Source organism: Butyrivibrio sp., assembly GCF_024699075.1.
In genome coordinates this window covers 1-7,548 of the sequence record NZ_JAILQF010000205.1, presented here as the reverse complement: position 1 = coordinate 7,548, position 7,548 = coordinate 1, and the positions used below count along the sequence as shown (strand labels likewise).

The window sequence follows — 7,548 nt, the reverse complement described above, 5'->3', positions numbered from 1 at the left end:
TGTGTAGTTCACACGATATTTGCCACATACTTTCATTCCCATTTTCCAAGCTATCTATTATATCGTGCAATTAATTAAATCCATGAACCTTTATAATAGCATATATCTATTTTTAAGCCTGTTAAACTTTGTTCACAATTATCAAGGCATTCCTTACTGAGATATTTTCTTAATAACTCAAATTCTCAAGGATAGGAGCATATTTTTATGTGCGAAGTCTGCAAATAAGATATCCCCACCATACATGGTTTTAAATTGTGAATTTTTTAATCTGTCATAGAAATTACTTCCATACTTTAACGCTTTAATATATAATAGAAGGAAGTATTGGCAAAAAATTAGGAGGAGATACAGTCATGAAAGAAATAATGTTAGGCAATAAAGCGCTTGCACGCGGTCTGTACGAAGCAGGTGTATGTGTTGCCAGCAGCTATCCCGGTACACCAAGTACCGAGACCACGGAGGAAGCTGCAAAATATGATGAAATTTACTGCGAATGGGCGCCAAATGAGAAGGTAGCGCTGGAGACAGCCTTTGGTGCATCACTTGCAGGTAAGAGAAGCTATTGTGCCATGAAGCACGTTGGTCTTAACGTTGCGGCAGATCCTCTTTTTACAATAGCTTATACAGGAGTTAATGCAGGCCTTGTTATCAATGTAGCAGATGATCCCGGCATGCATTCTTCACAAAATGAGCAGGACTCACGTCACTATGCTATCGCATCCAAGATCCCTATGCTTGAGCCATCAGACTCACAGGAAGCTATTGACTTTGCAAAGAGAGCTTATGAGATCTCAGAAGAGTTCGATACACCTGTTCTTCTTAAGATGTGCACAAGAGTAGCTCATTCTCAGAGTATTGTAGAACTCCATGACAGAGTAGAACAGCCTGTAAAGACTTATGAAAAGAATCCATCCAAATATATCATGACGCCTGCAAATGCAAAGAGACGTCATCCATTCGTTGAAGAGCGTACCCAAAAGCTTATAGAATATGCTGAAACAACTGATCTCAACCGCGTTGAGATGGCAGATACCAAGATGGGTATCATCACCTCTTCCACTTCTTATCAGTATGTCAAAGAAGTCTTTGGTGACAGCGTAAGCGTTCTTAAGCTCGGTCTTATAAATCCTCTTCCTGTAAATCTCATCAAGGATTTTGCAGCTAAAGTTGATAAGCTTGTCGTAATCGAAGAGCTTGATCCTATTATTGAAACCCACTGCAAGGTTCTTGGCCTTACAGTTACAGGTAAGGATACATTCCCAATGATCGACGAGTTCTCTCAGGGACTTATCGCATCAAAGCTTGGACAGCCCGAAAAGCCTCACTGCACTCCAATTGAAAATCTTCCTGTAAGACCACCTGTAATGTGCGCAGGATGTCCTCACAGAGGTATGTACTATGCCCTTTCCAAGAACAAGATAACAGTCCTTGGCGATATCGGATGCTACACTCTCGGATCAGCCCAGCCTCTTAACGCAGTTGATACAACTGAGTGTATGGGCGCTTCCGTAAGCTCCATCCACGGATTTAATAAGGCACTTGGGGAAAATAGTGAGAATAAGACTGTAGCAGTTATCGGAGATTCAACCTTCATGCACTCCGGTATGACAGGTCTTGCAAATATAGCTTATAACCAGACCAACTCAACAGTTATCATTCTTGATAATTCAATTACAGGAATGACAGGACATCAGCAGAACCCTACAACAGGCTACAACATCAAAGGTGATCCTGCAGGAAAGATCAATCTCGAAGCTCTTTGTAAGGCTATGGGTATTGAAAGCGTCAGAGTAGTTGATCCATACAATATCGCTGAATGCGAAAGCGCGGTCAAAGAAGAACTAGCAAAGAAAGCTCCTTCTGTTATCATCAGCCGCCGCCCATGCGCACTTTTAAAGAATGTTAAACACAACCCTCCAATAAAGGTTAATACAGATAAATGTAAGAGCTGCAAATCCTGTATGAAGATCGGATGCCCTGCAATCTCTATGAAGAATGGCAAAGCTCATGTAGACCCTACTCTCTGCGTAGGCTGTAATGTATGTACACAACTGTGCCACTTCGATGCATTTGAAACACAGGAGGGAGAGACAATAAGATGAATACCACAAATGTAATGATAGTCGGCGTTGGCGGCCAGGGATCACTTCTTGCAAGTAAGCTCCTTGGACACGTAATGCTCAAAAAAGGTGTAGATGTCAAGGTTTCCGAAGTTCACGGCATGAGCCAGAGAGGCGGAAGCGTTGTAACATATGTAAGATTCGGCGATAAGGTCTACTCTCCTATTATTGATAAAGGAGAAGCAGATTACATCATCTCTTTTGAAACACTTGAAGCTGCCCGCTATATGGCCAACTTAAAGCCTGGCGGACAGGTCATCGTCAATAACCAGCAGATGGATCCAATGCCTGTAATAACAGGTGCTGCAACTTATCCTGAAGGTCTTATTGACAAGATGAAAGAATCAGGAGCCAAGGTCGATGCCATTGATGCTCTTGGAATCGCTATGGAAGCAGGAAGTGCCAAAGCTGCCAACGTAGTTCTTATGGGACGCTTTTCTACATATTTTACCGATGTGACAGAAGCAGAATGGCTTGAAGCATTGGAAGAATGTGTTCCGCCCAAATTCATTGAACTTAATAAAAAAGCCTTCGACTTAGGACGTAAGGCATAATTTGAATGCTCATCACTTTTTAGTGGTGAGCATTTTATGACGTAAGGGTCAAAAGGTACTTTTTATACCTACATCATTTTAATTATTTAATAAGCAAATTGAATATATGAAACTACAAGTTATAAAACTTTAAGTCGCTAAACTGGAGATAACGTTGAGAACACTGGATGAAATACGTGATTTTTTTGCCAAAGACAAATATGCAACAGAAGTTACAGGAATCGAGATCATAAAGGCAGAGCCAGGGCACAGCCAGGTAAGACTTACTATTGATGACAGACATATGAACGCAGTCGGATCACTGATGGGCGCAGTCTTTTTTACCATGGCAGACTTTGCTTTTGCAGTCGCTGTCAATTCTGATATAGATTCAGAATATGTAACCGTGACGCTTCAAAGCTCCATAAGCTTTATGAGAACTGTAAACAGCGGTACACTTACTGCCAAAGCTGACCTTGTCAGAGACGGCAGATCCACCTGCGTATATGAAATATGCATCTACTCTGATGATAACAAGGAACTATGCAGGGTCATAACAACAGGAAGCAAGATAAGAAAAAAGTAAATATATATGGAGGAGACAAACATGATATGGAATGAAACCAAAGAATGCATGTCCAGGGACGAACTTGCAAATCTTCAAAGTGCAAGACTTGTCAAGGTTGTAAACAAGGTATATCACAATGTTGAATATTACCGCAAAAAGATGCAGGAGCTGGGCCTTGAGCCAGGGGATATCAGGGGAATTGAAGATATCGAAAAGCTCCCGTTCACTACCTATGAAGACCTTAATAAAACTTATCCTTTCGGTCTTGCTGCTGTTCCAACATCAGAGCTTGTACGTGTTCATGCTTCAAGCGGAACAACAGGTAAGCCCAAGATTGGTGTATACACAAGGCGTGATATAGACATGTGGTCTGAATGTGTTGCAAGATGCCTTTCAATGGCAGGCATCACAAGAGATGATATAATTCAGGTCGGCTACGGATACGGTCTCTTCACAGGAGGTCTTGGAGCCCACTATGGTGCTGAATACCTCGGAGCCCTCGTACTTCCTATGTCTACAGGTAATACTCAAAAACTCATAGACATGATGATCGACTGCAAGGCAACAGCCATAGCCTGCACCCCGTCTTATCTTCTTCACGTTGCTGAAGACGTGGAAAAGGCCGGAGTACTTGATAAGATCCACCTTAAAACTGCAATCTGCGGAGCTGAACCATGGACAGATGAAATGCGTGACCAAATGGAAAAAAGGCTTAATATCAAAGCCTATGACATATATGGTCTTACAGAGATCTGCGGTCCCGGAGTTGCCTGCGACTGCGAGCACCACAAGGGCCTTCATATCTGGGAAGATCATTTCCTTCCTGAGATCGTTGACCCTGCTACGCTCAAGGATGTTGCACCAGGTCAGAGCGGTGAACTTGTTATCACTAATCTTACCAAAGAAGGAATGCCTCTTATCCGTTATCGTACCAAAGATCTTACATCACTTGAAATCGGCAAGTGTGAATGCGGAAGAACAATGGCAAGAATTCAGCGCTTCAAGGGCCGTACCGATGATATGCTCATAATTCGAGGCGTCAACGTATTCCCTTCACAGGTAGAAGCTGCTCTTCTCAACATCGATGGAACAACTCCTCACTACATGCTTGTAGTTGACAGAGTTGACAATACTGATACACTGGAAGTTCAGGTAGAAGTTGCAGAAAAAGTTTTTACTGATGAAGTTCGCGGACTTGAGAAACTTTCAAATGAGATTCATAATAAACTTAAGAGTGCAATTGGACTTAATGCAAAGGTTAAACTTGTCGAGCCCAATGGCCTTGAGCATTTTGATGGCAAGTCCAAACACGTTATCGATAAGAGAAAGCTTTATAGCTAAACGCCTAGTGTGCAGAAAGGAGTAAATATGTTCGTAAAACAGCTTTCTATTTTCCTGGAAAATAAAACCGGACGCCTTAATGATGTCCTCTCAATAATAAGCGGAAGTGGAATAAATATTTTATCAATATCAATTGCAGATACAAGTGAATTCGGAGTTCTTAGAATGCTCTGCGAAGACCCTGCAAAAGCACATGAGCTCCTCAAAGAACACGGTATAACATCAAGGGTCAACGATGTCATCGTCGTATCTATCCCTCAGGCTGTCGGAAGTCTTGAAAAGGTAGTAAAAAGCCTTGAGCAAAACAACATTAATATACAATACGTATATGGTCTGTCACTAAATGATGACGGTGCTTCTATCGCAATGAAGACAGATGATCTGGAAAAGACATTGGAAGTTCTTAAAAATGAGAATGTGAAGCTATATAGTCAGGATGACATTTAACACCTTGATCAACTGCGGATTTTATTACATAACTCAGACTTCACACATAAACATGTCTCTATCCTTGCGAATTTGAGTTACATAAGTAATAGTCCTGATTAATTTAAAATTATATTTAAACTAATAAACCCGGCTTATTGGAAATGCTTTTGCACTACCAGTTAGCCGGGTTTTTATCACTTTATATTATGATCCTTATATCATGATCGCTGTTATGATCAAATAATTAGAAATCCATATCTGTAAGGAATGCCTTATATCCGCGAAGTGACTCATAGATATCAGCCTTAGATGTTGCTTCATAAGGTGCGTGCATGTTAAGTACAGGAACACCTGCATCAACAACATTCATTCCATAAAGTGCAAGGATGTAAGCGATTGTTCCGCCGCCACCAACGTCTACCTTACCAAGCTCAGCAGTCTGGAAGTTAACCTTGTTGTCATCACATACCTTTCTGATTGCTGCAAGGTACTCTGCATTAGCATCATTAGATCCTGACTTACCACGTGAACCTGTAAACTTATTGAATACAAGACCGCCGCCAAGGAATGCTGCATTCTTTTCTTCGAAGCATCCTGCAAATGAAGGATCATATGCAGCACTTACGTCTGAAGAAAGCATGCATGAGTTTGCAAGACATCTTCTAAGTGAAAGATCTGAATACTGTCCACAGAGATTCATGATCTCGGCAATTGCATTCTCAAAGAAGTGTGACTGCATACCTGTAGCACCTACAGAGCCAATCTCTTCCTTATCAACAAGGATACATACACCTGTCTTCTTGAGGTTAGATACTTCAAGGATAGCCCTCATTGAAGGATAAGCACATACTCTGTCATCCTGACCATATCCAAGTACCATTGATCTGTCAAAACCAGCATCTCTTGCTTTACCAGCAGGTACGATTTCAAGTTCTGCTGAAAGGAAATCTTCCTCTTCGATTCCATAATTATCTTTTAAGATAGCAAGCATACCGCGTCTTACAGCGCCTGATACCTTCTTGCTTTCAGCTCCTGAAAGTTCTTCAGCATCAAGAGCATACTGCTGACCAGCTGTAAGCTTTGTATTCTTCTTTGCAGCCTTTGTCTTCTTGTCACCTTCTACGATGAATGGCTTATTACCGATAACAAGATCAAGAGCTTCACCCTCAATAGCCTTAGCTGCAGGCTTAGTCATCTGATCCTGAGCAAGGTGGATGAGGATATCAGAAATGAAGAATACCGGATCATCTTCATCATCACCAACATTGATCTGGCATGTTGTTCCATCCTTCTTAACTACAACGCCGTGAAGAGCAAGAGGCATAGCTACGAACTGATACTTCTTGATTCCTCCATAGTAATGTGTATCAAGGTAAGCTATTCCGCTCTTCTCATAAAGAGGATTCTGCTTAACATCGATACGAGGAGAATCGATATGAGCACCAAGAATGTTAAGACCATTTTCAAGTGGTTCAGAACCGATCTGAGCAATAACGATAGATTTGTTCATCCATACAGAATAAACCTTATCGCCCTTCTTAAGCTTTTTTCTTCCGCCTATAAGAGTAGAAAGCTCTACATATCCGGCAGCTTCAATATCATTTACGATAGTATCAATAGCTTCTCTTTCAGTCTTGGCATTATCGAGGAAGTTCTTGTAATCCTCTGCAAATTTGTCAGCTTCTTTCATCTGTTTCTGGGTGTAAGTAGCCCATGTGTTCTTTCTGAGCATAATTTCTCTCCTTATATAAAAAAATTAATATTAATTTCACTCTGCTACAGCTCAATATTATAGCTGATTATTTCCTACTACAATAGTAGTTTTGGGAAATAATCAGCTTTTTTTAATAAAAAGCACATAATTATTTTATTATTAGCACTGTCTAACACTAAAATCATTATATAAGCGCAAAGCTTACATAAGCAGTATATTGCATAAACAGTATCTTACAAAAGCAATACCTTGCATAAGCAATTTCTTGCATAAACAACCACTTACATAAGCAGCTTCGCGCTAAATATACTAATTTACAATCAGCTTCTAAGCTCAATTCCCATTGTGAACTGAAGCTTTCTGAGCATCTTGTCTACATATCCGCTTATTACTTCATCTGTAAGCTCTTCATCCTTAGGAGTGAAGGTTATAGTGAATGCCATACTCTTCTTTGTCGGAGGAATTGGAAGTCCTTCATATACGTCGAAAAGTTTAACATCTGTTACATACTTGCAGGATGAATAGATAGCATCTTCTACTTCGCCGCAGGTTGTAGTCTTGTCCATGATAAGTGCAAGGTCACGCTTTTGCTTATCGAACTTAGAAAGCGGAACGAATGAAGGCACGTTCTCATAATACTTGGAAAGAGCGTCCATATCGATCTCAGCTACATATGCAGGTACTCTCATATCTTCTGCGTCCTGGATCTCATATGTGATCTGTCCAAGGTAACCTACTTCAACGCCATCGCACAGAATCTTAGCTGTTCTGTAAGGGTGAAGGAATGGCTTATTGCCAGCTTCATACTTAAAGCTTACATGAAGAGTATCTGCAACATTG

Annotated in this window: 6 protein-coding genes and 1 pseudogene; 5 read left to right on the top strand and 2 right to left on the bottom strand. The window is 40.8% G+C overall.

Features of this window, described 5'->3' with window-relative positions; all coding sequences use genetic code 11:
• The first annotated feature begins 356 nt into the window (after positions 1–356).
• From iorA to K6G87_RS08105, 5 genes are all read left to right on the top strand, one after another.
• Complete coding sequence (gene iorA / locus K6G87_RS08125) at positions 357–2,105, top strand: indolepyruvate ferredoxin oxidoreductase subunit alpha (RefSeq protein WP_296835704.1); 1,749 nt, start codon at positions 357–359, stop codon at positions 2,103–2,105.
• The gene (locus K6G87_RS08120) at positions 2,102–2,677 is read left to right on the top strand and encodes an indolepyruvate oxidoreductase subunit beta (RefSeq protein ID WP_296835702.1); all 576 of its coding nucleotides are present in this window, start codon (positions 2,102–2,104) and stop codon (positions 2,675–2,677) included. The genes iorA and K6G87_RS08120 overlap by 4 nt, the downstream gene beginning before the upstream one ends.
• Before the next feature lie 154 nt (positions 2,678–2,831).
• Complete coding sequence (locus tag K6G87_RS08115; RefSeq protein WP_296835700.1) at positions 2,832–3,242, top strand: PaaI family thioesterase; 411 nt, start codon at positions 2,832–2,834, stop codon at positions 3,240–3,242.
• A 21-nt stretch (positions 3,243–3,263) separates the two neighbouring features.
• Positions 3,264–4,565 (top strand): phenylacetate--CoA ligase family protein, encoded by a 1,302-nt coding sequence (locus tag K6G87_RS08110; RefSeq protein ID WP_296835699.1) that lies wholly within the window; start codon positions 3,264–3,266, stop codon positions 4,563–4,565.
• 27 nt (positions 4,566–4,592) lie between these two features.
• Complete coding sequence (locus K6G87_RS08105; protein ID WP_296835697.1) at positions 4,593–5,012, top strand: ACT domain-containing protein; 420 nt, start codon at positions 4,593–4,595, stop codon at positions 5,010–5,012.
• A gap of 226 nt (positions 5,013–5,238) precedes the next feature.
• On the opposite strand, the gene K6G87_RS08100 is transcribed toward K6G87_RS08105, so the two are convergent.
• Together K6G87_RS08100 and K6G87_RS08095 are read right to left on the bottom strand one after the other, a co-directional pair.
• A complete protein-coding gene (locus tag K6G87_RS08100; RefSeq protein ID WP_296835695.1) occupies positions 5,239–6,726 on the bottom strand; it encodes an aminopeptidase in 1,488 nt (495 codons plus the stop codon).
• 302 nt (positions 6,727–7,028) lie between these two features.
• Positions 7,029–7,548: pseudogene (locus tag K6G87_RS08095) on the bottom strand (phenylalanine--tRNA ligase subunit beta); the annotation flags it as partial.